The organism is Mesorhizobium sp. M7A.F.Ca.ET.027.02.1.1 (genome assembly GCF_004022985.1).
Taxonomy (GTDB): domain Bacteria; phylum Pseudomonadota; class Alphaproteobacteria; order Rhizobiales; family Rhizobiaceae; genus Mesorhizobium.
On the sequence record NZ_RZOL01000051.1, the window covers coordinates 1 to 24,707 of the forward strand.

The 24,707-nt window shown below is 63.7% G+C and carries 24 protein-coding genes and 1 pseudogene; 14 read left to right on the forward strand and 11 right to left on the reverse strand.

Features of this window, described 5'->3' with window-relative positions:
* The 3 genes from choX to choV form a co-directional block, all read left to right on the forward strand.
* On the forward strand, window positions 1–850 hold an 850-nt coding region (choX, locus tag EN749_RS08715; RefSeq protein ID WP_128310036.1), incomplete at its 5' end, for a choline ABC transporter substrate-binding protein.
* Window positions 851–973: 123 nt separating this feature from the next.
* Window positions 974–1,828: a choline ABC transporter permease subunit gene (gene choW, locus EN749_RS08720; protein ID WP_127266555.1), complete on the forward strand. Its 855-nt coding sequence runs from the start codon at window positions 974–976 to the stop codon at window positions 1,826–1,828.
* Window positions 1,825–3,006: a choline ABC transporter ATP-binding protein gene (choV, locus tag EN749_RS08725; RefSeq protein ID WP_024504539.1), complete on the forward strand. Its 1,182-nt coding sequence runs from the start codon at window positions 1,825–1,827 to the stop codon at window positions 3,004–3,006. The genes choW and choV overlap by 4 nt, the downstream gene beginning before the upstream one ends.
* A gap of 50 nt (window positions 3,007–3,056) precedes the next feature.
* On the opposite strand, the gene EN749_RS08730 is transcribed toward choV, so the two are convergent.
* A complete protein-coding gene (locus EN749_RS08730) occupies window positions 3,057–4,463 on the reverse strand; it encodes an ATP-binding protein (protein WP_127397491.1) in 1,407 nt (468 codons plus the stop codon).
* A complete protein-coding gene (locus EN749_RS08735) occupies window positions 4,460–5,176 on the reverse strand; it encodes a response regulator transcription factor (RefSeq protein ID WP_127397492.1) in 717 nt (238 codons plus the stop codon). Before EN749_RS08735 ends, EN749_RS08730 begins: the two co-directional genes overlap by 4 nt.
* Window positions 5,177–5,428: 252 nt before the next feature.
* On the opposite strand from EN749_RS08735, the gene EN749_RS08740 reads away from it, so the two are divergent.
* From EN749_RS08740 to clpS, 4 genes and pseudogenes are all read left to right on the forward strand, one after another.
* Window positions 5,429–5,731 carry a hypothetical protein gene (locus EN749_RS08740; RefSeq protein WP_024504541.1) on the forward strand — a complete coding sequence of 101 codons (303 nt, stop codon included), beginning with the start codon at window positions 5,429–5,431 and terminating at the stop codon, window positions 5,729–5,731.
* Window positions 5,732–5,770: 39 nt separating this feature from the next.
* The gene (locus tag EN749_RS08745) at window positions 5,771–6,004 is read left to right on the forward strand and encodes a hypothetical protein (RefSeq protein WP_013529962.1); all 234 of its coding nucleotides are present in this window, start codon (window positions 5,771–5,773) and stop codon (window positions 6,002–6,004) included.
* Window positions 6,005–6,177: 173 nt separating this feature from the next.
* Complete coding sequence (locus EN749_RS08750) at window positions 6,178–6,543, forward strand: hypothetical protein (protein ID WP_127266561.1); 366 nt, start codon at window positions 6,178–6,180, stop codon at window positions 6,541–6,543.
* Window positions 6,544–6,783: 240 nt separating this feature from the next.
* Window positions 6,784–7,084: pseudogene (gene clpS, locus EN749_RS08755) on the forward strand (ATP-dependent Clp protease adapter ClpS).
* A gap of 234 nt (window positions 7,085–7,318) precedes the next feature.
* Here the strand turns inward: clpS and EN749_RS08760 are convergent.
* The 4 genes from EN749_RS08760 to EN749_RS08775 form a co-directional block, all read right to left on the reverse strand.
* On the reverse strand, window positions 7,319–9,397 hold the full coding sequence (locus EN749_RS08760; protein ID WP_128362947.1) for a hypothetical protein: 2,079 nt from the start codon (window positions 9,395–9,397) through the stop codon (window positions 7,319–7,321).
* Window positions 9,398–9,460: 63 nt separating this feature from the next.
* Window positions 9,461–12,283 (reverse strand): DUF4159 domain-containing protein, encoded by a 2,823-nt coding sequence (locus EN749_RS08765; protein ID WP_128362948.1) that lies wholly within the window; start codon window positions 12,281–12,283, stop codon window positions 9,461–9,463.
* Window positions 12,280–13,299: a DUF58 domain-containing protein gene (locus EN749_RS08770; protein ID WP_128362949.1), complete on the reverse strand. Its 1,020-nt coding sequence runs from the start codon at window positions 13,297–13,299 to the stop codon at window positions 12,280–12,282. Before EN749_RS08770 ends, EN749_RS08765 begins: the two co-directional genes overlap by 4 nt.
* Window positions 13,299–14,303, reverse strand: coding sequence for a MoxR family ATPase (locus EN749_RS08775; protein WP_128362950.1), 1,005 nt, complete (start codon window positions 14,301–14,303; stop codon window positions 13,299–13,301). The genes EN749_RS08770 and EN749_RS08775 overlap by 1 nt, the downstream gene beginning before the upstream one ends.
* Window positions 14,304–14,457: 154 nt before the next feature.
* On the opposite strand from EN749_RS08775, the gene EN749_RS08780 reads away from it, so the two are divergent.
* Genes EN749_RS08780 through EN749_RS08790 form a run of 3 tightly spaced genes read left to right on the forward strand, consistent with a single transcriptional unit; the run spans window position 14,458 to window position 16,981 of the window.
* On the forward strand, window positions 14,458–15,087 hold the full coding sequence (locus EN749_RS08780; protein ID WP_127326869.1) for a DUF1285 domain-containing protein: 630 nt from the start codon (window positions 14,458–14,460) through the stop codon (window positions 15,085–15,087).
* Window positions 15,087–15,719 (forward strand): CoA pyrophosphatase, encoded by a 633-nt coding sequence (locus EN749_RS08785; protein ID WP_128362951.1) that lies wholly within the window; start codon window positions 15,087–15,089, stop codon window positions 15,717–15,719. Before EN749_RS08780 ends, EN749_RS08785 begins: the two co-directional genes overlap by 1 nt.
* Window positions 15,716–16,981 (forward strand): CCA tRNA nucleotidyltransferase, encoded by a 1,266-nt coding sequence (locus EN749_RS08790; protein ID WP_127396774.1) that lies wholly within the window; start codon window positions 15,716–15,718, stop codon window positions 16,979–16,981. The genes EN749_RS08785 and EN749_RS08790 overlap by 4 nt, the downstream gene beginning before the upstream one ends.
* Window position 16,982: 1 nt before the next feature.
* On the opposite strand, the gene EN749_RS08795 is transcribed toward EN749_RS08790, so the two are convergent.
* The 3 genes from EN749_RS08795 to hemF all read right to left on the reverse strand — a co-directional run bounded on the left by EN749_RS08795 (window position 16,983) and on the right by hemF (window position 18,886).
* Window positions 16,983–17,168, reverse strand: a complete 186-nt coding sequence (locus EN749_RS08795; RefSeq protein ID WP_013529972.1) for a DUF1059 domain-containing protein — start codon at window positions 17,166–17,168, stop codon at window positions 16,983–16,985.
* 234 nt (window positions 17,169–17,402) lie between these two features.
* The gene (locus EN749_RS08800; protein WP_127396775.1) at window positions 17,403–17,663 is read right to left on the reverse strand and encodes a DUF1344 domain-containing protein; all 261 of its coding nucleotides are present in this window, start codon (window positions 17,661–17,663) and stop codon (window positions 17,403–17,405) included.
* Between the two features lie 308 nt (window positions 17,664–17,971).
* Window positions 17,972–18,886, reverse strand: coding sequence for an oxygen-dependent coproporphyrinogen oxidase (hemF, locus tag EN749_RS08805; protein WP_127380582.1), 915 nt, complete (start codon window positions 18,884–18,886; stop codon window positions 17,972–17,974).
* A 166-nt stretch (window positions 18,887–19,052) separates the two neighbouring features.
* Here hemF and EN749_RS08810 point away from each other — a divergent pair, with 166 nt between their 5' ends.
* Entirely contained in the window at window positions 19,053–19,310 is a 258-nt protein-coding gene (locus EN749_RS08810; protein ID WP_013529975.1) for a hypothetical protein, read from the forward strand.
* On the opposite strand, the gene soxR is transcribed toward EN749_RS08810, so the two are convergent.
* Together soxR and EN749_RS08820 are read right to left on the reverse strand one after the other, a co-directional pair.
* Window positions 19,307–19,768 carry a redox-sensitive transcriptional activator SoxR gene (gene soxR / locus EN749_RS08815; RefSeq protein WP_127396776.1) on the reverse strand — a complete coding sequence of 154 codons (462 nt, stop codon included), beginning with the start codon at window positions 19,766–19,768 and terminating at the stop codon, window positions 19,307–19,309. The genes EN749_RS08810 and soxR overlap by 4 nt on opposite strands.
* A gap of 160 nt (window positions 19,769–19,928) precedes the next feature.
* Window positions 19,929–20,387, reverse strand: coding sequence for a tRNA (cytidine(34)-2'-O)-methyltransferase (locus tag EN749_RS08820; protein ID WP_127396777.1), 459 nt, complete (start codon window positions 20,385–20,387; stop codon window positions 19,929–19,931).
* Window positions 20,388–20,830: 443 nt separating this feature from the next.
* On the opposite strand from EN749_RS08820, the gene EN749_RS08825 reads away from it, so the two are divergent.
* The 3 genes from EN749_RS08825 to EN749_RS08835 all read left to right on the forward strand — a co-directional run.
* The gene (locus EN749_RS08825) at window positions 20,831–21,226 is read left to right on the forward strand and encodes a hypothetical protein (RefSeq protein WP_127326784.1); all 396 of its coding nucleotides are present in this window, start codon (window positions 20,831–20,833) and stop codon (window positions 21,224–21,226) included.
* Between the two features lie 29 nt (window positions 21,227–21,255).
* Complete coding sequence (locus EN749_RS08830; protein ID WP_128362952.1) at window positions 21,256–23,142, forward strand: ABC transporter ATP-binding protein; 1,887 nt, start codon at window positions 21,256–21,258, stop codon at window positions 23,140–23,142.
* Window positions 23,143–23,152: 10 nt separating this feature from the next.
* Window positions 23,153–24,707: ABC transporter ATP-binding protein (locus EN749_RS08835; protein WP_145990892.1), on the forward strand; the 1,555-nt coding region annotated here is incomplete at its 3' end.

The window sequence follows — 24,707 nt, forward strand, 5'->3', positions numbered from 1 at the left end:
CTGCAAGGCGGTGCGCCTTTCCGATGTCGGCTGGACCGACATCCAGGCGACGACCGGCATCGCCTCCGTGCTGCTGACCGCGCTCGGCTATGAGCCGCAGACGATCCAGCTGTCGGTGCCGGTGACCATGGCGTCGCTGAAGAACAAGGATCTCGACGTGTTCCTCGGCAACTGGATGCCGTCGATGACCAACGACATCAAGGACTATACCGCCGATGGCTCGGTCGAGACGATCAGCACCAACCTGACCGGCGCCGGCTACGGCATCGTCGTGCCGACCTATGTCGCTGACGCCGGCGTGAAATCGCTGACCGATATCGGCAAGTTCAAGGACAAGTTCAACGGCAAGATCTATGGCATCGAGGCCGGCAATGACGGCAATCGCATTATCCTCGACATGATCAAGAACCCGAAAGACAATCTCGAAGGCTTCGAGCTGGTCGAATCCTCGGAGGCCGGGATGCTGACGCAGGCCGAGCAGTCGATGAAGAGCAATGAATGGATCGCCTTCCTCGGCTGGACGCCGCATCCGGTGATGGGTGCCATGAAGATCACCTATCTCGATGGCATGGGCGACAGCGGCTTCGGCGCCGCCACTGTCCATACCAATGTGCGCAAGGGTTACACCACCGAGTGCCCGAATGCCGGCAAGTTCATCGCCAACCTGAAGTTCAATCTCGATATGGAAGGCGAGATAATGGACGCGATCCTCAAGGGCGCTGACGCCAATACGGCTGCGACCGACTGGCTCAAGAAGCATCCGGACGCGGTTGCTCCGTGGATTGCCGGCGTGACCACTTTCGATGGCGGCGACGCCGCTGCAGCCGTGAAGACTGCGCTCGGAAGCTGAGCAGGTCTTGCGTTCGGCGTGACCGATCAAGAAGGGCAGTCACTGTAGAAAGGGCTGCCCTTTTTCATATCCTGTGACAAGATGACCGTCCGGCAAGGACGGCGACTGCCAAAGAGGGGCAAGATGGATCCGATTTCAAAATTCTTTGTCAGTTATAAAATCCCCATAGGCGAGTGGGGCAAAGCGTTCTTCACCTTCCTTACCGACAATTTCAACACCTTCTTCCGCGGCCTCTCCGGCGGCTTGAATTTCCTGCTCGATGGAGTGGTCGACACGCTGCTGTTGGTACCGCCGGTCCTTCTCATCGCGCTGATTGCACTGCTTGCCTATTATCTGCAGCGATCGAGAGGCTTGGCGGTGGCTGTCTTTCTCGGGTTGCTGTTCATCCTCAACCAGAACCTCTGGAAGCAGACGGTAGAGACACTGGTGCTGGTGGTTGCCGCCGCCGCCGCCTCGATGGCCATCGGTGTGCCACTCGGTATCTGGGCGGCGCACAAGCCGAAGGTCTATCGCGTCATGCTGCCGGTGCTCGATTTGATGCAGACGCTGCCGACCTTCGTCTACCTCATCCCGGTGCTGACGCTGTTCGGCCTCGGCAATGCGCCCGGCCTCATCGTCACCATCATCTTCGTCATCCCGACCGCGGTTCGTCTGACGCATCTCGGCGTTGTCTCGGTGCCGAAGTCGATCGTCGAGGCCGGCGAGGCGTTCGGCGCCACCAAGAGCCAGTTGCTGTGGAAGGTGGAGCTGCCCTCGGCGCTGCCCACCATCATGGCCGGTCTGACGCAGTGCATCATGCTGTCGCTGTCGATGGTGGTGTTTGCCGCACTGATCGGCGCGGGCGGCCTCGGCACCGAAATCAACCGGGCGCTGGGTTCGCGCAAGATCGACCTCGGGCTCGAGGCGGGCCTCGCCATCGTCGTTTTGGCCATCGTGCTCGACCGGATGACCCGCATCGCCGTTGGAGGCAAGAAATGACCGTCGCCGTCGATTTCCGGAACGTCGATATCGTCTTCGGCGCCGACCAGGCCGGATCGCTGAAGATGATCGACGCCGGAGCCAGCCGCGCCGAGATCCTCGAAAAGACCGGCAATGTACTGGGTTGCGCCGGCGCCAGCCTGACCGTGAACGAGGGCGAAATCTCCGTCCTGATGGGTCTCTCCGGTTCGGGCAAGTCGACATTGCTGCGGGCGGTCAACCGGCTCAACGTGGTGTCGCGCGGCCAGGTGCTGGTCAAGGATGGCGACAAAACCGTCGACGTCGTCACCTGCGACGAGGCGACCCTGCGGCGCCTGCGCCAGAAACAGGTGGCGATGGTGTTCCAGCAGTTCGGCCTTTTGCCCTGGCGCACGGTGGAGGAGAATGTCGGTCTCGGCCTCGAACTCGCCGGCGTACCGGAAGCCGAGCGCAAGGAGCGCGTGCAACGCCAGCTCAAGCTGGTCAATCTCGACCAGTGGTCGAAGAAATACGCGCATGAGCTGTCGGGCGGCATGCAGCAGCGCGTCGGCCTGGCGCGGGCCTTTGCCACCGAGGCGCCGATCCTGCTGATGGACGAGCCGTTCTCGGCGCTCGACCCGCTGATCCGCACCAAGCTGCAGGACGAATTGTTGCAGCTGCAGGCCGAATTGAAGAAGACCATCATTTTCGTCAGCCACGACCTCGAGGAGGCGCTGAAGATTGGCTCCCACATCACCATCATGGAGGGTGGTCGCATCGTGCAAACCGGCGCGCCGGAGGACATCGTGCTGCGGCCTGCCAACGACTATGTCCGCGACTTCATCGCCAATGTGAACCCGCTGTCGGTGCTGACCGCCTGGAACGTGATGCGCGACCGTCGCGATCTGGAGCACGGCAAGGACGGCTGGGTGTGGCTCGACCGCCGCAAGACGACGCGCTTCAAGATCGATGATCACGGGCTTGTGGCGGCGGCCGAACGCGATGGCAAGCCGGCGGTCTGGGTGTCGTGCGCCGACGTCGAAGGCCAATCCGAGGAAGCCGCGCAAGTGTTCTGGGCCAATCCGGGCACCTCGCTAAAAACCGTGATGCTGGCCATGCACCGTTCACAGACCGCTCCCGTGGCGCTGTTCGACGACCAGTCGCGCTTCGTCGGCGCCATCGGTATCCGCGATGTCCTGAGCGCGGTGCTGAGAAGGTAGGTTCTTCGGAACTCAATATTGACGAGGCGGCGACCAATCGCGCCTCTTTTTTAAGCCGCCAGCGGCAGGCGCAGTTGCGTCAGCAGGCCGCCGCCCGGGTTGTTGGACAGGCGGATCTCGCCACCTGCGGCGCGCGCGATGTTGCGGGCAATGGTCAGGCCGAGGCCCAGACCGCCGGTCTGGCGGTTGCGCGATTGTTCGAGGCGCACGAACGAGCCGAACACGGCGTCGATCTGTGCCTGCGGTATGCCCGGCCCCTCGTCGCGGATGGTGAGCAGGATCATGTCCTCCGACCGGCGCAGCGAAAGATGCGCCTTCTTGCCGTAGGTGACCGCGTTCTGCACCAGATTGGTGACGCAGCGCTTGAGCGCGACCGGCCGCGCCATGCAGATCAGCCCGCGCGAACGGGTCTCGTCGTCGAACGACACGTCGTCATAGCCGTCGGCGATCGATTCCACGAGCGACCAGAAATCGATGCGTTCGTTCTTTTCCTCGGTCACTTCGAAGGTGGCGAAGTCGATCACCGAGCTGGCGATGCCCTCGACATCGGCGAGGTCGTGCGCCAATGCCTCGCGGACCGCCGATTTGCGCAACAGCTCCAGGCGCAGGCGCATCCTGGTCATCGGCGTGCGCAGATCATGCGCCAGTGCCGCCGCCAGATGTTCGCGGTCTTCGACATATTCGCGCAACCTTGCCTGCATGGCGTTGATCGCCTTGGCGGCGGCTCGCACTTCGCGGCTGCCGCTCTCGGCGATCGGTGGGCTCTTCAGATCCTTGCCGATCCGGTTCACGGCGGTCTCCATCATCCGGTAGGGCGCCGTCAGCCGGCGCAGCGACCAGATCGACATGATCACCACCAGCCCTGCGATCAGCGAATAGAGCGGCAGGCTGTCGAAGCTCAGGATCGGGCCGACGGGCGTGATCGGCTCGGTGAAATTCAGCCATTGGCCGTCGGCGAAGCGCAGCGACGCCGTCAGCTTGTCGCTCTGGGCGAAGTCGGCGGCCAATACCAGAAGGTCGCGTTCGACCTGGCCGATGTCGGGTCCCGGCGCCGTGCCGTCCGCGTCATCGGCCTCGCGCGTCGCCGGATCGCGGCGTACGCGTGCATCGGTGATGCCGAATTTCGACAGCCTGCCGACGAGGATGTCTTCGAGTTCGGCCAGTTCGTCGTCACCGGCGATCGACGAAGTGACCGCCGGTGTGTCCGAAACGGTGAGCGCATAGGTTGAATTGAACAGGCCGCTCGCCGTCGCCTTGCGCTCGTCCGGACTGGCGTCATGCATGAGCTGCACCAGCGAGAAGGCACGGTCGTTGAGCCGGTAGAGGTCGACGACGTCGTTGGCGGCGGCGCGATCGCGCGACACGATGTAGAGGGTCGCGACCTGGCTGATCAGCAGGCCGGCAATGACGATCAGCAGCACCCAGACAGGCAAGGTCTGCGGCAGGAAACGTCTCATTCGGAGGTCGTCTCGGGCAGGAACTGGTAGCCGCCGCTGCGCACGGTCAGGATCAGCTTGGGCGTCTTCGGGTCGTCCTCCATCTTGCGTCGCAACCGGCTGACCAGGATGTCGATGCTGCGGTCGAAGGAATAGTCGCTGTCGCCGCCTGACAGCTCGATGAGCTGGTCGCGGGTCAGCACGCGCTGCGCGCTCTTGACGAAGGTCTGCAGCAGGTTGAATTCGGCCATGGTCAGCTCGACCCTGACATCGTCGGGTGCGATCAGCCGGCGCCGAGCACAATCCATCGTCCAGCCGGCGAAGCGGTAGATCTGCTTGGTAGAAGCGCGCTTGGGCTCGGCGGCGCCATTGCGCCTGAGCACGGCGCGGATGCGCGCCAAAAGCTCGCGCGGGTCGAAGGGTTTGGGCACATAATCGTCGGCGCCCATTTCCAGGCCGACGACGCGATCGGTCGTCTCGGTGACGGCGGTCAGCATGATGATCGGCGTCGAGTACTGGGCGCGCAGGTCGCGGCACAGCTCCAGCCCGCTCTTGCCGGGCAGCATCACGTCGAGGACGATGAGGTCCACCTGGACGCGCCGCAGGATGGTCTCCATCTCGACACCGTCGGCGGCAACCGAGGTGTGCAGGCCCCGCTTCTGGAAGAATTCCTGCAGCAGGTCGCGGATGCCCTTGTCGTCGTCGACGATCAGTATGTGTGCGTCGGATTTCACAGCAGCCCTGTCATTGTTGCCAAGCCCTTCTGTCTTTGATTGCCAAGCCCTTCTGTCGCAACCCACACGATAGAATTCAGGCCATATGTTGGCCAGTGGCTATGATGGGTTCACACCGGCTTTCTCAGACACACTCCAGAAACAAAATTCTACAGTTCAGAAAAACTCCTGAAAAATTTCAAAGGCATAACTGATCTCGTGGCGGTCAGGTCATCGGCTGCGACGCTAGTCTCCGGGTTTACGGATAAACCGATGCCAAGGTTGTCGATCAGTTTGTTGGGTGCGTTGCTGGGCTTCTGCCTGGTCACTGCCGCTGTCGGACAATCGGACGCAAAGGCGACGCTCACAACCCGGAGCGAACGGTGCGCCAATCTCAGCCACCAATTTGATGAAGCCCTCGAAACCCATGCCACGGCAACGCAGGTCACCGCGGCAAAGGCACTTCAGAGAAAGGGCAACCGGTACTGCGCCGCCAAGAAACAGGCGCAGGGCATCCGGATGCTCGCCAATGCTTTGAAGCTGCTTGGAGTGACGCCGAACGACCCGGTTCAGTAGCACTCAGAAACTTGACCCGCATAAAAAGGAAACGAAGCCATGAAAAAGTCCATCCTCTCCGCCACCGGTCTCGCCGTCGCTCTCGCTTTCGCGATGCCGGCTCTCGGCAACGCCGCCGCCACCACGACCGCTGCTCCGGCTGCTTCGACGACCACCGCTCCGGCGACTGCCGCTCCGGCCAAGGCTGCTCCGAAGAAGGTCGTCAAGAAGACCGTCAAGAAGCACAAGAAGGCTGCCGAGAAGGCCGTCAAGAAGGACGCCCCGAAGACGTAATCAGGTCCGGCATAAAATGCCGGCTGTTGGCCAAGGACGCTCCAGCTGGTTTCGGCTGGAGCGGCCTTCTTCCTGTCCGAGCCACCGAAGCCCTGACGAAGTCTGGCACCGGCAGCTTCCGCCTCGACTGACACTTAACCCGTTTGCAACGCCGGCCGTGTAGGACAATCCGCATGAAGAAGCGGCTTTCGTCCATTTTGCGCTCGATGGTGATCGGCGGCCTGGTTGCCACCGGCGTCGCCAGGGTGCTGATCCTGTTCACCGCCAGTCCGGTGCCCGATCCGGCCACCGGACGCACCGAGCCTTCGCTGTTCGCGCCGGCGATTTCCACCAACTGGGACTACATCACGCCGGCACAGACCTGGCTGCTGATCGTGCTGACAGGCGCGACGTTGATCTGCGTCGCCGCGTGGCCGATCACGGTCTGGCTGGAACGCCGGGCGGATGCGGGTGGAAACCGCTTTCACCCCGATATCCGGCCCGCCACGACCGCGCGGCAGATTCCCAGCCGTCGCATGTTCGGCCGCCAGGGCCGTTGAACGGCAACCGACACTTTCCCACATGATTGTGAATGGCCGCGTCGGCGGACACTGGTTTTCGCGCGTCGACCAAAATGGACGACCGCTTTCGCTGGTGCCAGAATGGCGGCAGGGTTGCTACGCCAGAGCAATTCACCGTTTCGTGGAAACGGCGAACCGTTCTGATCCTTTGTCTTGACGCAATTCCGGGCGGAAAACCGTTTTACACTTTTCCTGGAATTGCTCTAACTGTCGGTTCCAATGCCTGAAATCACCACAAAACCGCGCGTCCAGGTCAAGCCGCAGGTCGAACGGCCAAAGCTCTACAAGGTCATCCTCATCAATGACGATTTCACGCCGCGCGAATTCGTCGTGACGGTGCTGAAGGGTGAGTTCAAACTCAGCGCAGGCGCATCGGGTGATGATCACCGCGCATCGTCGCGGCGTCTGCGTCGTCGCCGTGTTCACCAGGGATGTCGCCGAGACCAAGGCGACGCGCGCCACCGATGCCGGCAAAGCCAAGGGCTATCCGCTGATGTTCACGACCGAGCCTGAGGAGTGAGGAGGCGTTGTTCTTAGCTTCTTCTTGCAACGCCGGTGATTGGCAAAATCATCCGCAATAGCGTCTTTCGCCCCGTTTACGGGGAGAAATGTCCGGCAGGACAATGAGGGGCGGCGTCGACATTGACCATCATATGTCTGCCGTGAAGATCGCTGATCATTTCCGGTCCGCGCTGCCCCTCATCCGCCCTTCGGGCACCTTCTCCCCGTAAACGGGGAGAAGGAAGAGGCGCATCTACCGTCCTTCGCGGTACCACATCGAACCCATTGCCAGAAGCAGCAGGCCGAGGCCGAGGAAGCCGCCGAACAGCGGCACGCGCGAGACGGCCTTGAGCACGCTGTCGTCCGTGGTGCGCAGTCCGATCCAGTCGTTGCCGGACGCGGCACCAGCCGAGCGCACCGGCACGATGGAGGGTAGCGTCACGTCGCTGCCAAGGGCTGTGGACGACGCCAGCCGGCGCACGCTGCCGCCGGTGGCTTCAGCCGGCGCCTTCAGCCGGCTTTCGGTGGAAATGACGTCGGCGAATTCCGGGGCGTTGACCGGCCCGACATGGGCGAGCGCGGTGAGGTCGCCATTGGCGACCTGATAGAGGCCGATCTCGCTGGTCTCGACGCTGCCGAGGAAGACGCCGGGCTCGGATTTCTCGAGCTTAACGGTCAAGGTCTTGCCGGATGGGGTGATGATCTGCGCGGGGCCGGGATCGTCGGCCATCGTCTGGCGGCGGATTTCCAGCACCATGCCGCGGCCGTCGGCGGTCAGCCGCTCTTCCTCGAGCTCAGGCTCCTTCATCAGCCAGTGGGCGATGCGCCGGTAGAGCTGGACATGCGGGCCGCCGCCCTCGAAGCCGCGCGCCCACAGCCAACCCTGATCGGACAGCAGCATGCCGACGCGGCCTTCGCCCTTGCGGTCGAGCAACAGCAGCGGCCGGTTGTCGGCGCCCTTCATCACCACTGCGCCTTCGGGATTCTGCACGCCGATGGTGCGGAACCAGCGGCTCCAGTGCGGCGGCTCGGTGGCAGAGCCATCCAGCCCACGCGTCACCGGGTGGCGCTGGCCGAGTTCGGTGAGGCGCGGATAGAAGGCCTTGTCGACCACCTCGCCGGTCGGCATCGCCGGCAGGGCGGACATCAGCGGCGTGCGCGCGATCGAGCTTTCGCCGGCATATTCGGGGCCGGCCGCGATCAGCAGCGCGCCGCCCTTTTCGACATATTCGGAGATGTAGTCGTAATAGAGGATCGGCAGCACGTCGCGGTGCTGGTAGCGGTCGAAAATGATGAGGTCGAAATCCTTGATCTTCTCGACGAACAGTTCGCGGGTCGGGAAGGCGATCAGCGATAATTCGTTGATCGGCGTGCCGTCCTGCTTTTCCGGCGGCCGCAGGATGGTGAAATGGACGAGATCGACCGAGGCGTCGGATTTCAGCAGGTTGCGCCAGGTGCGTTCGCCGGCATGCGGCTCGCCGGAGACGAGCAGCACGCGCAAGTTCTCGCGAATGCCGTCGATGAGCGCGATGGCGCGGTTGTTGGTGTCGGTCAGTTCGCCCGGTTCGCGATCGATGGCGAGTTCGACGATGTTGCGGCCGGCGCCCGGAATGGTGACCTGCAACGGCATCGCCTGGCCGACAGTGGCGTGCTCGACCGCGACCTGTTCGCCATTGACCGAAACGCGCACATCGACCGGGCCGGTCTCGTTTTCGGTCGAGATGACGCGGTAGGTCATGTCGAGCGGCTTGCCGACAAGGCCGAAGCGCGGGGCGTTCTCGAAACGTATGCGGCGATCCTTCTCGTGATCGTTGCCGGTTATCAGCGCATGCAGCGGAGCGTTGAAATCGGGCGCTCCCGGGGGGGCGTCATGGACCTCGCCATCTGTGATCATGATGGCGCCGCCGATGCGTGACGGCGGCACGTCGCGGAAGGCGCCTTCAAGTGCGCCGAACAGCCGTGTCTCGGTGCGTTCCTCGGCGGCCTCGGATTTGCCGGCCTCGACGACGCGCACGTCGAACTGCTTGAATCGGCCAAGCCGCTGCTGCAGCCCGGCCAACGCCTCGTCGGTCTGCTTGGTGCGGTCGCCGATATCCTGGCTCTGGCTGCGGTCGACGACGAGGGCGACAACACTTTTCAGCGGCTCGCGCTCCTCGTTGAGGAACACCGGGTTGAACAAAGCGGCGGCGAGCGCCAGAAGGGCGATGAAGCGGAAGACCGAACCGCGCTGGCGAAACCACAGGCCGACCAGCGCAAGCAGCGCCAGCGGCACCAGCGCCAAGGTCAGCAGTGGCCAGGAGATCAGCGGTTCGAAGGAGATCGACCAGTTCATTCCTTACCCTCCCCTTTTTGGGGAGGGTTTATCCGCGACCGGAGGGCACCAAACAAACTCATTCTACTGCCCCAGCCGTTCGAGCAGTATGGGCACGTGCACCTGGTCGGATTTGTAGTTGCCGGTTAGCATGTACATCATGATGTTGACGCCGGCGCGCAGCGCGTAGATGCGCTGCATCGGGTCTGCCGGCACGGTTGGCAGCAGCGCATCGCCGTTCTGGTCGACCGCCCAGGCGCCAGCGAAATCATTGGCGGTGATCATGATCGGCGAGACGCCATCGCCGGTACGCACCGGCCGGTTCTCGGCGTTGCTGGCGTCGAGCGAGGCCTCGACCCAGAGCGGGCTGCCGGCGAAGCGGCCGGGGAATTCGGGCAGGATGAAGAAGGATTTGGTCAGCACGTGGTCGGACGGTACCGGTTCCAGCGGCGGCACGTTGAGGTTGCCGAGGATGTCGCGCAGCCGCTCCGTCGCCGGGCTGGTTGAATCGGCGCCGATGCCGTTGGCGAATTGGTCGCGGGTGTCGAACAGCACCGTGCCGCCTTGCTGCATATAGGCGTCGACGCGGGCGATCGCGGCCTGGCTGGGCATCGGTGCGGCCGGATCGATCGGCCAGTAGATCAGCGGATAGAATGACAACTCGTCCCTCGAGATGTCGACGCCGGCCGGCTCGCCCGGTTCCAGTGCCGTCTTCTCGACCAGAAAGCGCGTCAGGCCCTCGAGCCCGGCGCGGCTGATCGAATCGTCGCCCGGCACGCCGGTCAGCACATAGGCGATCCGCGTCTTCGAAATCGCTTCTATAGCCACATCGTCGCCCGGCTTGGCGTCGTCGGCGCGGGCAAGGTCGGCATGACCGAACGAGCTACCCAGCGCAATCAGGACGACGGCGGTGGCTGTCACGGCACCGGCGCGGCGCGGCCGGCGTGAAAACAGGCCCCCCATCCAGAACACCGCCAGCGTATCAAGCAGCATCAGCACCAGGGCGGCCGCGACCAGCGTGCCTTTCAAATTGCGCGATTCGTCAAAGGCATACTGGATCGAGGTGACCGGAACAGTGATTTGAGGGCGCGCCAGGGGCGCCAACTTGCTGTCGGCTTCCAGCAGATTGTGGGCAAATACACCCGTCTCGGAACCATAGAGACCAGGCGGGTTTTCAAAAGTCACCGGCAGCGCGCCAGCGCCCGGTACAAGCGGCCGTGCATCCGGCGTCGGCGGCACCAGCGAGCCGTCGGCTGCAATCATGCGATAGGGCGCCAGCGACGCCGCGGCGGCTTCGGCATTGGCGATGGCCGCGCCCTGGTTGCGCGACAGCTGCACGATGCGGCGCAGCATCTCGACGAAGCTGCCAGAGATCGGCAGGTTCGACCAGGTTGCCTCGGGGGTGACGTGGAACAGCACCAGCGTGCCCTTGCCTTTCTTCAGTCCGGTGACCAGCGGAGTGCCGTCGGCAAGGGCCGCCCAGGTGCGCTCGACGATATCGGGTGTCGGCTCGGCCAGCACCTGCCTGCTGACGGTGACCTCGGTCGGCGGCGCCAGATCGGCGAACGGGCCGGCCTTGGGGAATTCGGTGACCGGCTGCGGCGACGTCCATGACAGCGCGCCGCCGAGCGACCGCTCGCCGGTGCGAAGGCGGACGGGCAGCAAATCGTCGTCATCGCCCGCGGTGGCCAGCCGCGAACCGGCGAAACGCACCAGCGTGCCGCCATTGTCGACCCAATCGACAAGTCTCTGCCGGACCTGTGCGGGAATGGTGCCGATATCGGCCATGACGATCATCGCGGGCTTCTGGTCGAGGATTTGCGGGATGGCGTCGGCAAGATCGGCGCTGGAGGGTTCGACCAGATCGGCGAAGGGCTGCAGCGCCCGCCTGATGTAGTAGAGCGGCGACAAAAGCGGCTGTGCCTGGTCGGCCTCGGCCTGCGACAATAGACCGACGCGCCGCCGCTTGGAGCTTTCGTCGAGGACGCGGACCGCACCAGCCTGCCGCTCGCCGTCGAGCGCGATGGAAGCGAAGTCGTTGCGCAGCTCGAACGGCACCGCCATGGTGCCGGTGGCGGTGGTTTCGCCAGGCGAAAAGGTCAGCGTCGCATCGGCGATGCGGCGGCCCTTGTCATCGAAGGCGCCGGCGGTGACCTGAGCCGGGGCAGGGTCGCCCGGCGCGCGGATGGCGGTCAGTGCAAAGCCGTCGACCTGGTTGTCGGCGGCGGTCAGGCCGGTCAGCGACAGCCTGTCCGCGGTTGCCCAGACGACACGCGCGGCATTTTTCGACAAAAGCGTGTTGAAGGCGGCTTCATCGCCTTTTGCCGCCAGGCCGTCGGCAAGCACGGCGACGCTGGCCCCGGGCAAGGTCTCCAGCACGCCGGCCACGCGGGCATAGATGGCGGGCCGGTCGGTCGGGATCGGCCGCGGCTTGGCGGCGCGCAGCCGGTCAAGCGCGGTGGCGGCATCGAACGGGCCGACCTCGGCATTGGCCTTTTCGGCGGTGAAGGCGATGACGACCGGCACGCCGTTGGCGCCGGCATCGTTGATCAGCCGCTCGGCGGTGGCGACGCGTTTGCCCCAGTCGGCGGCACTTGCCCAGTCATTGTCGATGACCAGGGCAAGGGCGGCTCCCTCGGCCGGCAGCTTTTCGCGCGGGTTGAAGACCGGGTCGGCCAATGCCGCGACGATGAGGGCCGCCATCAAGAGCCTGAGCAGCGTCAGCCACCACGGGCTCTGCTGCGGCGTCTCCTCGCGCTTCAGCACGCGCGCCAGGATCTTCAGCGGCGGGAAGATTTCGGTCTGCGGCTTGGGCGGCGTCAGCCTGAGCAGCCACCAGATCACCGGCAGTGCCAGCAGGCCCCACAGCACCATGGGGGCGCCAAAGGAAAGCGGCAGCCAACTCATGCGACAGCCTTTCCTGGCCGATCGCCACCGGCGATCGTGCCGGCACGACTGCCAAAGTCGGTCGGCCCTGGCTGATCGCCGCTGGCGATCATGCCTGCATGACCGCCGGCGGTCGGCCTGGCCGAGGGGCCGTCAGCAGTCATCGCCATGTGCAGCCGCACCAGTACGTCGGAAGCGAGCCGATCGGTGTGGTTGACGGTAAAGCTCCATCCAAGCCGTTTGCACCAGGCCGTCAGTTCATGGCGGCGGGCGGCGTAGAGCAGGCGATACTCATCACCCAGCATTTCGGCGCGGCCGGCGGTCAGCTTGTCGCCGGTCTCGGGATCGGTGAACTCGGTTCGGCCGGCATAGGGGAAGGTCTCCTCGGCCGGGTCCGCGACCTCGATCAGGTGCGCGCGCACGCCGTGGCGGGCCAGCACGTCGAGCCAGGCCATCGTCTCTTCGACCGGATCGAGGAAGTCGCTGACGATGACGATGTCGCAGAAGCGCCTGATGTCGGACAGGTCGGGTTTTGCCGGCAAATCGCCCGCATGCATCAACTGGGCGGCGATGCGTTCGGCGCCGTTGCGGGCGGTGAACGGGTCGGTGAGGCCCGGCCAGGCGATGCGCTCGCCGCTGCGCGACAACAGTTCGGCCATGGCCAGCGCCAGCACCAGCGCGCGCGATTGCTTGGAAACGCTGGCGCCGGTCGATTTGTAGAGCATCGACGGCGAGGGGTCGGCCCACAGCCAGACCGTATGGGCGGCTTCCCATTCGCGGTCGCGCACATAGGTGTGGTCGTCGCGGGCCGAGCGGCGCCAGTCGATGCGCGAGGAATCACCCTCGACATAGGGCCGGAACTGCCAGAAATTCTCGCCGATTCCGCGCTTGCGGCGGCCATGCCAGCCGGCGATCACGGTGTTGACGATGCGGCGCGCCTCGACCAGCAGGTCTGGCACAAGCGAGGCTCGCAACCGGCCACGGGCGAGCGCGTCGCGCGTCGCTGCCGGAGCCTGGACCTCGCCGATGCGCGGCATCAAATCCCTTTCACGAGTTTCGCCACCACGTCACGCACGCTGGTGCCCTCGGCGCGGGCGGCGAAGGTCAGCGCCATACGATGCTGCAGCACCGGCTCGGCCAGCGCACGCACGTCGTCAACCGAGGGCGCCAGCCGTCCGTCGTAAAGCGCGCGCGCCCTTGTGCACAGCATCAGCGCCTGGCTGGCGCGCGGGCCGGGACCCCAGGCGACGTTCTTGTCGGTCTCGGCATTGCCTTGGCCGGGACGCGCCGAGCGCACCAGCGTCAGGATCGCCTCGACGACGCTTTCAGGCACCGGCATGCGGCGGATCAGCGTCTGGATCTCCTTCAGCCGCACCGGCTGCAGCACGTTTTGCGCTTTCGCGTCCTCGATGCCGGTGGTTTCCAGAAGGATGCGGCGCTCTGCCTCGATCTCGGGATAGAGGATATCCACCTGCATCAGGAAGCGGTCTAGCTGGGCCTCGGGCAACGGATAGGTGCCTTCCTGCTCCAGCGGGTTCTGGGTTGCCAGCACATGGAAGGGGGCCGGCAGGTCATGGCGGGCGCCGGCAATGGTGACGTGGTATTCCTGCATGGCCTGCAGCAGCGCCGACTGGGTACGCGGCGACGCGCGGTTGATCTCGTCGGCCATCAGCAACTGGGCGAAGATCGGCCCGGAGATGAAGCGGAAGGAGCGTTTGCCGTTTTCGTCCTGCTCCATCACTTCGGAGCCGAGGATATCGGACGGCATCAGGTCCGGCGTGAACTGGATGCGACGCGAATCGAGGCCGAGCACGATGCCAAGTGTTTCGACCAGTTTGGTCTTGGCGAGGCCCGGCACGCCGACCAAAAGCGCATGGCCACCGGCCAGCAGCGCCACCAGAGTACGCTCGACGACGCTTTCCTGTCCGAAGATGACCCGGCCGACCCCGTCACGAATCCGGGAGATGTCGGCAAGCGCCTTTTCGGCCTCGGCGATCATGTCCTTTTCGCTGATCGGGCTTTCCTTGACCATCACGCTCATGCCGCATCGATCCTTGTGGTTGGAATACCATGGCTGGAACAACGGCTGCACCATACCATAAGTTGCCGCGATTCGGCCTCGCGTGGCGCCTATGTCGAAACTTAAATCACAGACTTAGGCTGACAAGCGCAACAACAGTGACTATTTCGTGACCATGACGGGACCCTTGGGACATCGTGAAGAAAGCCTGACGGATGCCACCGAGGCGCGTGGCCTCGAGGCGCTCATCTCGCGCGCCGCCCGTGCCGGCAAGGGCGCGGCACCCGTCGAACGCTGGAATCCCGACTTCTGCGGCGATCTGGACATGGAGATCAAGTCCGACGGCACCTGGTTCTATCTGGGCACGCCGATCGGGCGCATGCCGCTGGTGCAGCTTTTCTCCTCGGTGCTGCGCAAGGACGCCGATGGCAGGACCTATCTGGTGACACCGGTGGAAAAGGTCGGCATCCGCGTTGCCGATGCGCCGTTCATCGCCGTCGAAATGGACGTTTCGGGTAGCGGCGAAGCGCAGACCATCACCTTCCGCACCAATGTCGGCGATGTCGTCGAGGCCGGGCCGGAACGGCCGTTGCGGTTTGTCGACGAGAACGAGACCGGCGGATTGAAGCCCTATGTGCTGGTGCGTGGCCGCCTGGAAGCGCTGGTGGCGCGGCCGGTGATGTATGAACTGGTCGGGCATGGCGAGGAGGTCGAGATCGGCGGCAAGACGATGTTCGCGGTGCGCTCCAAGGGCGCCGTGTTCCCGATCATGCCGGCGGACCAGTTGAAGCGGCTGAGTGCGTGATGGACCAGGTGACGCCGGCGCCGTTTTCATCCGCGGATTTTCGCGCGCGTTTTGCCGTGCAGCCCGATGCGCATGCCGGCGACGATTATGGCGATCATCGCTTCAACCCCGGCCATCCGCGCCTCAACCAGGGCAAGGCGCTGCGCAATGCCGCGGTGCTGATCCCGGTGGTCGATCATGAGGGCGATGCGACGGTTCTCCTGACCAAGCGGGCTGAAAAGCTGCGCAGCCATTCGGGGCAGGTGGCATTTCCCGGCGGTACCATCGATCCGACCGATCCGAGCCCTGAGGCGGCGGCGCTGCGCGAGACTTCCGAGGAGATCGGGCTTGGCCGAGACCGCATCGAGATCATTGGCCGCATGCCCGACTATGTGGCCGGCAGCGGCTACCGCATCGCGCCGGTGCTGGGCATCGTGCTGCCCGGTTTCCGACTGACGCTCAACGCCGACGAGGTCGACGCCGCTTTCGAAGTGCCGCTGCGCTTCCTGATGGATCCGGCCAACCACAAGCGCGACAGCCGCATGTGGAACGATCTCGAATGGTTCTTCTACGACATGCCTTACGGCGACCGGCGCATCTGGGGCGTCACCGCCGGCATCATCCGTACCCTCTATGAAAGGCTTTATGCGTGAGTGTCTCGATCGCGGACAGGGCCGACTGGCTCGGCGACAAGCATCTGCAGCGCTTGCTGTTCGCACTGGCCGAAGGCGGTGAAGAGGCGCGAGTCGCCGGCGGCGCGGTGCGCAACACGCTGATGGGCCAGCCCGTCGCCGACATCGACATCGCCACCACCTGCCTGCCGGAGGAAACCCTCCGCCGCGCCGAAGCGGAAGGGTTCAAGGCGGTGCCAACCGGCATCGAACATGGGACAATCACCGTGGTTGCCGGCGGAAAACCTTATGAAATCACCACCTTGCGCGCCGATATCGAGACCGACGGGCGACGCGCGAAAGTGTCGTTCGGGCGCGACTGGAAGCTTGACGCCGAGCGGCGCGACTTCACCATCAATGCGCTCTATGCCGAGGCCGACGGCAGGGTTGTCGACCTGGTCGGCGGCATTGCCGACATCGAGGCACGCCGGCTGCGCTTCATCGGCGACCCGGAAGCGCGTATCCGCGAGGATTATCTGCGCATCCTGCGCTTCTTCCGCTTCTTCGCCTGGTACGGCGATGGACGGCCGGACGCCGAAGGGCTGAAAGCCTGCGCCCGGCTTAAGGAAGGGCTGTCCCAGCTTTCGGCCGAGCGCATCTGGTCGGAACTGAAGAAGCTCTTGTCGGCGCCCGATCCGTCACGGGCGCTGCTCTGGATGCGGCAGGCAGGCGTCTTGACCGCAGCGCTGCCGGAAAGCGAGAAATGGGGCATCGATGCCATCCATGGGTTGGCCAAGGCCGGGAAGGATCTGGGCTGGGCACCCGACCCGCTGCTCAGACTGGAAGCGATCGTGCCGCCCGATGCCGCTCGCATGAAGACGCTCGCCGAGCGGCTCAAATTCTCGACCGCCGAAGCGGATCGCCTGCGCCACTGGGCGCTTGCCACCGCCGTCGAACCGAAGACGACCGAGGGCGAACTGGCGAAAAGGCTCTATCGCGGCGACCGGCAGGGGTTTGTCGACCGGCTGCGGCTGTCGCTTGCGGCAGCCAGGGTGCGCGCCGTCGAGGACAATGAGGCACTCCTCGAAGCCGGTGGCTTTTCGCGCCTGCTTGCCTTCGCCGTCAAATGGGAAAAGCCGTTGTTTCCGCTGAAAGGTGCCGATCTCACGGCGCTCGGCGCAACTCCAGGACCGAAACTCGGCGAAATCCTCAGGAATCTCGAGGCGGAATGGGTCGAAGCCGGGTTTGCCCCTGATCGCGACGCGCTCCTCAAGCGCGCCGCCGAAGCCTTGAAGGCCGGGTAGATCAGGCTGCGTCGCGGGTCTTTTCGATGCGCGAGCGGATCGCCTCGATCATCGTCTCGCGGATCACCGTCTCACCATGCGTCTCGCGCATGTGCTCGACGGCACGGCGCATCACCTCGGCCTCCTCGTCGGCACGCGTGTGCCAGTCACAGCCGGGCACGAGCGACCCGCAGTGAAACTCCTTCATGGGATTTTCTCCTTTTCCTCCGTGAAGCCTGGTCGAGGCTCCGGTACTTTTTTGGCTCATGGTCCGGTTCCAGGGTTGAATCCACGGACCGCGAGCGGGTGAGAAGCATAACACAGATGGGGCGGCATTGGTTACGGTCAACGGCAAAAAGGCGGAGCAGCGCTGCTCCGCCCTCTTAACACTACCCCTAAACAGGACCGGACATCGTCTCATCCTGCTCTGGCGGGCAAGCCATCATTTTGCGGCCTTGACGGCCTCGGCGACCTTGTTCTTGCCCTTCATATCCCATGAGACGCGGACCTTTTCACCGACCGTCAGGCCAGGATCCTTGAAGGTCTTGGGAAGCGTAAAAGACGATCCATCATCGAGGACCAGGCTCATGGCCGTCGTGTCAAAGGTCTTGATCGTCCCGGTGGTGTGCTTGACGGCGGCGAATGCCACTGAACCGGAAGCGAGAAGGGCAGCGGCGGCAGCCGAAACAATGATCTTGCGCATTGCGAAGTACTCCTGGAAAGGCGGGTATCTTTTGACGAAGATGTCCCGCGTCGTCTGGGCCGTCCGGTCGCGTCGGGTCGCGACTCGCTTTGTCTGACGCAATTCCGGTCGGAAAGCCGTTTCGCACTTTCCTGGAATTGCGCGCAGGCGAACCGCCGGCGCTTCCCGACCCGGCCCCACAAATAGGCCAGTCTTTTCAACGGCCTATTAGACGAAAAAGAAATTTTGCGCCGCACCGTGTGCCACATTCCATGCCCATTTCGAGCGAATGGGACATCAATGCGACTCACGCCGCGCTCACCATTTTGTTACGGCCAGCGAACCTCGGGCGGCAGGCTGGAGAGAATGGACGCGACATTGCCGCCGGTCTTCAGTCCGAAGATGGTGCCGCGATCGTGAAGCAGATTGAATTCGACATAGCGGCCGCGGCGGATGAGCTGTTCGTCACGGTCGCCATCGGTCCAGTTCTCGTTGAAGTTGGCGCGCACGAGGTGACCGTAGACGACGAGAAAGGAGCGGCCGACATCCTGGACGAAGTTGAAATCGGCATTCCAGCCGCCTTTGTCCTCCCCCGAATGCAGCCAGTCGAAGAAGATGCCGCCGGTGCCGCGCGGCTCGTTGCGGTGCGACAGATAGAAGTACTCGTCGCACCAGGCCTTGAATTTCGGGTAATCGGCGACCGCGGCATTCTTCTCGCAAGCGAATTGCATGGCGCGATGGAAGGCGAGAGTATCAGGGTCGTCCTGGGTGCGGCGGCGATCGAGCACCGGTGTCAGATCGGCGCCGCCGCCGAACCATTGGCGCGATGTTACCACCATGCGCGTGTTCATGTGCACGGCCGGAACGTTGGGATTCCACGGGTGCGCGATCAGCGAAATGCCGGATGCCCAGAAGCGCGGGTCTTCCTCGGCGCCGGGCATCTGCTTCCTGAATTCGGGCGAGAACTCGCCATGGACGGTCGAAGTGTGGACGCCGACCTTTTCGAAGACACGGCCGTGCATCATCGACATGGTACCGCCGCCGCCACGTCCCTCGTCGCGTTCCCACGGCGTCTTTTCGAAACGGCCCGGCGACCACGAGGCCAGCGGCCCGCCAAGGTCCTGCTCGATCTGCTCGAAAGTGGCGCAGATGCGTTCGCGCAGCGCCTCGAACCACAGCCGTGCCTTCATCTTCTTCTGTTCGATGTCGGCGGGCAGGCCTGCCGGTATTTCTGGTCGTTCCAAGTGCCGTCTCCGGTTGGGGCGGCGAGTCCCACAAATGACTCGTCTTTTGCCGGCGCGATCCCTAATCTCTTAAGGGCAAGGGTCAAGTCACTTTGGTTTTGCGCATGATCCTTTCCGAAACTCGATTCCGATTTCGGGTCATGCGCCAGGTGCAAGGAGCTGTTTCGTGCGCACCCCGGCAAGACCGCCGCTGGATGGCCTGAAGAAAAGGCTCGATCAAAGCCGGGCCGAGCGCGTGCGTATGCCGCGTGACGGTTTCCTGCGCGAGACCTTCGTGCTGCCGCGCTCCGATGCGCGGCTCAAGGCCAAGGAATGGTTCGAGCGCTTTCCCAAGCAGGCCTACTGGACCGAAATCGAAAGCTGGTTCGAGCGGCCGGGCGACCTGATTGAGTTCACCATCAGGCGGTTGCCAGCGGCGGACTAGGATGTCCTCGAGAGAGGCGGAGCAACCAGCCGCCTAGCGCCTGTGCCTTCCCTCGCCAGCCGGTCGCCCTTGTTGCGCAGCGGGCATTTGTCGATCGACATGCAGCCGCAGCCGATGCAGTCGGTCAGCCCGTCGCGCAGTTTCTTCAACTGGGCGATCTTGTGATCGAGCCCGTCGCGCCAGGCGGTCGACAAAACGTTCCAGTCATCGCGCGTTGGCGTGCGGCCTTCTGGCAGCGATGCCAGGGCTTCACCGATCTCGGCCAGCGAGATGCCGACCTCCTGCGCGACCTTGATGATCGCCACGCGCCGCAGCACGTCGCGGCCGTAGCGGCGCTGGTTTCCCGCCGTACGGTGGCTGCGGATCAGGCCGCGGGCCTCATAGAAATGCAATGCCGACACCGCCACACCGCTGCGCATGGCCACTTGGCCGACTGTTAATTCCGTGACAGCAGCCATTTCGCACTTTCCGCTTGACCTCAAGTTAAGTTGAGCTTGTAGCGAAGAAATATCGTTTGGGCAAATGCGGGAGAAGGCGATGTGCGCCTGGGTGAGAATAAGTGGAGAAACCCCTGTCGTCGTCGACGATAGGGGTGATGTTGTCGATGGGTTGTGGATTCTATCCGAGTTGCCGGACGGCTTCGCCCGTCACCATGGCGACGGAAAGCGCGACGTTGATGCTGCGCGCCGTACCCTGCATCGGGATGGTCAGCCGGGCATCCGCCGCCTGATGGACGGGATCCGGCACGCCTGCGGATTCCCGGCCGAACAGGAGTATGTCGCCTTCGGCGAAGATGAAGCTGGTGTAGGCCGTCGTGGCTTTGGTCGACAGCAGCACCAGCCGGCGCGGACCAGCCTTGCGCCATTCCTCGAAGGCATGCCAGTCGACATGCCGGGTCAGGGCAGCCATTTCGAGGTAGTCCATGCCGGCTCGCTTGAGCGCTTTGTCGGAGAGCGGAAATCCGGTCGGTTCGATGATGTCGACGCCAAGTCCGAGGCACGCGGCGAAGCGCAGGATTGTGCCGGTGTTGCCGGCAATGTCAGGCTGGTAGAGCGCGATGCGGAGACGACAGTTCATTTCCGCGTCCTTCTAATAAGTGGCGGATCGGCCACAGCGGCTTGGCGGTTTTGGAAATTGCTGGACCTGCGGGTGGCCATTTTCTGCGAAGTCGGTTATACGGCCAGCATTGTCAACCCGAACCGATGGAGGGGTAATTCATGATGACCATGCACATCCAGCGCCCCTCTCGTGGGCTTACCTGCCTGCCGGCGGTTTCGGTACGACGATTCTCCTGACTCTCTAAGACTTGATCGCACCGATTCCCGCCGAAACGATTTTTCGGCTCTCGAAGGAATCCTGCGATGTTTTTCAAAAAGTCAAAAGGGCTGAACGCCCCAGCTGAACCTGTCCGGACCGATGCTTGTCATGTCCAGACCGACGCAATGCGTGCCTCCGGCCGAATGCCGGCGGACGATATTGCTTCGCCTTTTTATCTCGATTTTCACACGGAGGACGGACCGATGTTCGATCCCTATAGAATACCTGGCTCGAGGAGCCTGCATATCCACCGACTGCCGACCTGGGCGCTGCTGATCGGCGACACCTATTCGTCGGCGGTTCACGCCGAGGTTCGCCGCCGGCCGCATCGCGGCATGCTGCCGGATGTCGATTTTTCGCGCGCGGTTCCCGATCTGAGCCGGCCTTCGCTGGTGCGCCGGATCATCCGGCTGATCCGGCCGGGCGCGAAAAACCGGGCTGGCGGCACCGTGTCGTCAGGATCGTCTGGCGCAGCTGTCGGCGAAAAGCCCGCGAGCCCCTATATTGCGCGAAGCAGGGCCGACGGTCCGGGTGATTCCAGACCGTCGGCCCTTGACGCCATGGGTTCCGGGGATTTCGTACGCTCACGTGCCGCGTAAGCGGCAAACACATTTCACAGGCATAACCTATGTTGTTGTTTAGCTGGTTTGAAAAAAGGCTCGATCCGTTCCCCGCAGCGGAACCGGTCGAGCCGCCCAAGACGCTGGTTGCCTTCTGCCTGCATTATACGCGCGGCGCATGGCCCTATATCCTTTTCGACGCGGTGCTGGTGACGGCCATCGCGATCGCCGAAGTATGGATGTTCGGCTTCCTCGGCCGCATCGTCGACTGGCTGTCGGGGCAGAATCGCGAAACCTTCCTGCAGACGGAAGCCTGGAAGCTCACCGGCATGGCCTTCATCGTGCTGTTCGCGCTGCCGGGCACGGTATGGCTGCATTCGTTTCTCAACCAGCAGACGCTGATGGGCAATTATCCCATGCGCATCCGCTGGCAGGTGCACCGCTATCTGCTCAAGCAGTCGATGAGTTTCTACCAGGACGAGTTCGCCGGCCGCATCGCGACAAAGCTGATGCAGACGGCTCTCGCCGTGCGCGAATGCGTCATCAAGGTGATCGACGTCCTGAACTACGTTATCGTCTATTTCCTCGGCATGCTGCTCATCGTCGGCTCGGCCGACTGGCGGCTGGCCGCGCCGCTCGGCTTCTGGCTGGTCGGCTATATCCTTTTGCTGCGATTTTTCATTCCCCGGCTGGGCAAGGTCGGCGAGGAGCAGGCCAATGCGCGCTCGATCATGACCGGCCGGGTCGTTGACAGCTACTCCAACATCCAGACGGTCAAGCTGTTCAGCCATGCACGCCGCGAAGCGTCATTCGCCAAAGACGGCATGTCCGGCTTTCTCGAAACGGTCTACCGGTCGATGCGGCTGGTAACAGTGCTTTTTGGCTCGCTTTACATCCTGAATGCATTGCTCTTGTTCTCTGTCACCGCGATGGCGTTGTGGCTGTGGCTGGGGCAAGCCGTGACGATCGGCGCGGTCGCCGTGGTCATCGGCCTTGTGCTCAGGATGTGGGGCATGTCGCAATGGATCATGTGGGAAATGTCGGGCCTGTTCGAGAACATCGGCACGGTGCAGGACGGCATCGCCTCGATCTCGCTGCCGCGCCTTGTCGAGGACAGGCCGGACGCGAAGGAGATCAGCGTTTCCAGGGGTGAGATCCGCTTCGAGGATATCCGCTTCCACTACGGCAAGCAGAAGGGTGTGATCGAAGGCCTGTCGCTGGCGGTGAAGCCGGGCGAGAAGGTCGGCATCGTCGGCCGCTCCGGCGCCGGCAAGTCGACGCTGGTCAACCTGTTGCTGCGCTTCTACGACCTCGAAGCCGGGCAGATATTGATCGACGGCCAGGAGATCGCCGGTGTGAAGCAGGATTCGCTGCGTGCGCAGATCGGCATGGTCACGCAGGACACCTCGCTGCTGCATCGTTCGGTGCGCGAGAACATCCTCTATGGCCGGCCCGATGCCACCGACGAGATGCTTGTCGAGGCAGCGCGGCGCGCCGAGGCGCTGGATTTCATATCAGGGCTTTCGGATGCCGGTGGCCGGAAGGGCTTCGATGCCCATGTCGGCGACCGCGGCGTCAAATTGTCCGGCGGCCAGCGTCAACGCATCGCCATTGCTCGCGTTATGTTGAAGGATGCGCCAATACTTATCCTTGACGAAGCGACCTCGGCGCTTGATTCCGAAGCCGAGGCGGCGATCCAGGAGAACCTCTACAAGCTCATGCAAGGCAAGACCGTCATCGCCATCGCGCACCGACTGTCGACCATCGCGGCGATGGACAGGCTGGTGGTGATGGACAAAGGCCGTGTCATCGAGGAAGGTTCGCACGAGGAACTCGTCGCCCGCGGCGGGCTCTACGCGCAGCTCTGGCAGCGCCAGTCGGGCGGGTTCCTGCTTGAGGGCGGTCCCGCCGACCCCGCCAACGATGCACTTGCAGAGGGGCAAGCCGCAGAATGATGGCCGCCGCATGATGACAGCCGTCTATCGCTGGTTCGAGAACTGGGTCTATCCGTTCAGGGAGCCAGCGAATCTTCGGCCACCGACCAGCGTCGGCGGCTTTCTCTGGCACTATGTCGGCCAGGCGAAGTTCGCCTTCTTCGCCATGCTGGTCATCGGCGGTATCGCGCCGCTGGTCGAGGCCGGCCTGTTCTACTTCGTCGGGCGGCTGGTCGATATTCTCGACCAGCTTCCCGCCGAGCGCAACTGGCACGCACTGTGGGCCGCCGCCGGTCCTGAACTGGTTTTCATGGTCGTGGTGGTGCTGGTCATCCGCACCGTCGTCGTCGGCCTGTCGGCGCTGGTCGATGAACAGACCATCACGCCGGGCTTCTACAATCTGGTGCGCTGGCAGGCACACCGGCATGTCTCGCGCCAGTCCTACGCCTTTTTCCAGAACGATTTCGCCGGCCGCATCGCGACAAAGGTCTGGCAGGCGGGGCAAGCCACCGGCGACCTGATGGAAAGCTTCATCGAGGTCGTCTGGTTCATGATCGTCTACACGGTGACGACGCTGGCGCTGGTCGCAGGCCTCGATCTCAGGCTGGCGGTGCTGGTGGTGATCTGGATTTCCGCTTTCGCTTGGCTGGCCAAGCTCTACTTGCCGGCAATCCGCAAGCATGCCGAGGAAACCGCCGAGGCCGGCTCGATGATCACCGGTCGCATCGTCGATTCCTATTCCAACGTGCAGACGCTGAAACTGTTCTCGGCCGACGGCGACGACCGCTACATCAGGAACGGTTTCGACATCTACCTCGACGCATTGCGCCCGTTCACCCGCCGGCTGACCGGCGTGCGCATGGCGTTGACGACGCTGTCGGGCATCATGATCACGGCGATCGGCTGCTTTGCCGTTTATCTCTGGGTCGAGGGCTCGATCACCGTCGGCGCAGTCGCCTTCACGCTGTCGCTGGTGCTGCGGCTCAACATGCTGCTCGGCCGGCTGATGATGCAGCTCAACAGCATCTTGCGAAACCTCGGCGTGCTGGAGAACTCCAAGGCGCTGATTTCGCAGCCGCTCGGCCTCGCCGATGCGCCCGACGCCAAGGAACTTGTCGTGGCGGGCGGGCGTATCGAGGTGAAGAACGTCGAGTTCCATTACGGCAAAGGGTTCGGCGTGCTGAACGGCATCGACCTTGTCGTCAGGCCGGGCGAGAAGGTCGGGCTGGTCGGACCGTCGGGCGCCGGCAAGACGACGCTCGCCAATCTGGTCCTGCGGCTCTACGATCTGGAGGGCGGCTCCATCACCATCGATGGCCAAGACGTCTCCGATGTCACGCAAAACTCGCTGCGCGCTAATATCGGCGTCGTCAGCCAGGACACGGCGCTGTTCCACCGTTCACTGCGCGACAACATCAAGCTCGGCATGCCAGACGCGACCGATGCGGAGGTGATCGCGGCGGCGAAAAAGGCCGAGGCGCACGAGTTCATTCTGACCTTGCGCGACAACAGGGACCGCGCCGGCTACGAGGCTTTTGTCGGCGAGCGCGGCGTCAAACTGTCAGGCGGACAGCGCCAGCGCGTGG

Coding starts and splice junctions, on each gene's coding strand:
- choW (WP_127266555.1), top strand. CDS start 974: ATGGATCCGATTTCAAAATTCTTTGTCAGTTATAAAATCCCCATAGGC.
- choV (WP_024504539.1), top strand. CDS start 1,825: ATGACCGTCGCCGTCGATTTCCGGAACGTCGATATCGTCTTCGGCGCC.
- EN749_RS08730 (WP_127397491.1), bottom strand. CDS start 4,463: ATGAGACGTTTCCTGCCGCAGACCTTGCCTGTCTGGGTGCTGCTGATC.
- EN749_RS08740 (WP_024504541.1), top strand. CDS start 5,429: ATGCCAAGGTTGTCGATCAGTTTGTTGGGTGCGTTGCTGGGCTTCTGC.
- EN749_RS08745 (WP_013529962.1), top strand. CDS start 5,771: ATGAAAAAGTCCATCCTCTCCGCCACCGGTCTCGCCGTCGCTCTCGCT.
- EN749_RS08750 (WP_127266561.1), top strand. CDS start 6,178: ATGAAGAAGCGGCTTTCGTCCATTTTGCGCTCGATGGTGATCGGCGGC.
- EN749_RS08760 (WP_128362947.1), bottom strand. CDS start 9,397: ATGAACTGGTCGATCTCCTTCGAACCGCTGATCTCCTGGCCACTGCTG.
- EN749_RS08765 (WP_128362948.1), bottom strand. CDS start 12,283: ATGAGTTGGCTGCCGCTTTCCTTTGGCGCCCCCATGGTGCTGTGGGGC.
- EN749_RS08770 (WP_128362949.1), bottom strand. CDS start 13,299: ATGCCGCGCATCGGCGAGGTCCAGGCTCCGGCAGCGACGCGCGACGCG.
- EN749_RS08775 (WP_128362950.1), bottom strand. CDS start 14,303: ATGAGCGTGATGGTCAAGGAAAGCCCGATCAGCGAAAAGGACATGATC.
- EN749_RS08780 (WP_127326869.1), top strand. CDS start 14,458: ATGACGGGACCCTTGGGACATCGTGAAGAAAGCCTGACGGATGCCACC.
- EN749_RS08785 (WP_128362951.1), top strand. CDS start 15,087: ATGGACCAGGTGACGCCGGCGCCGTTTTCATCCGCGGATTTTCGCGCG.
- EN749_RS08795 (WP_013529972.1), bottom strand. CDS start 17,168: ATGAAGGAGTTTCACTGCGGGTCGCTCGTGCCCGGCTGTGACTGGCAC.
- EN749_RS08800 (WP_127396775.1), bottom strand. CDS start 17,663: ATGCGCAAGATCATTGTTTCGGCTGCCGCCGCTGCCCTTCTCGCTTCC.
- soxR (WP_127396776.1), bottom strand. CDS start 19,768: ATGGCTGCTGTCACGGAATTAACAGTCGGCCAAGTGGCCATGCGCAGC.
- EN749_RS08820 (WP_127396777.1), bottom strand. CDS start 20,387: ATGAACTGTCGTCTCCGCATCGCGCTCTACCAGCCTGACATTGCCGGC.
- EN749_RS08825 (WP_127326784.1), top strand. CDS start 20,831: ATGTTCGATCCCTATAGAATACCTGGCTCGAGGAGCCTGCATATCCAC.
- EN749_RS08830 (WP_128362952.1), top strand. CDS start 21,256: ATGTTGTTGTTTAGCTGGTTTGAAAAAAGGCTCGATCCGTTCCCCGCA.